Source organism: Streptomyces niger (genome assembly GCF_000718305.1).
GTDB lineage: Bacteria > Actinomycetota > Actinomycetes > Streptomycetales > Streptomycetaceae > Streptomyces > Streptomyces niger.
Window position 1 is genome coordinate 1 of sequence record NZ_JOFQ01000101.1, and the last position, 226, is coordinate 226.

Sequence of the window (226 nt, forward strand, 5' to 3'; positions counted from 1 at the left end):
CTTCATGTCCTCGGCCGCGAAGCCGTACTGGTTCTTCTTGTCCGACCCGTCCCCGGCCACCATCTGGGTGCCGTGCCACAACGCCGTGATCTTGTTGTGACAGGTCCGCTCCGCCGCCCAGAACGCCGCCACCGTGGCGGTGATGTCATCCCGGATCTGATTGTGCTCGGCGATCAGATCCTCGTCGTAATCCCCGTCCTCATCGTCCTTGTGGTCGCGGATGAAC

General features: G+C 62.8%; 1 protein-coding gene. It reads right to left on the bottom strand.

The genetic code is table 11. The features are described from left to right. Nucleotides 1–226: hypothetical protein (locus IF20_RS37060; protein WP_199896947.1), on the bottom strand; the 226-nt coding region annotated here is incomplete at both ends.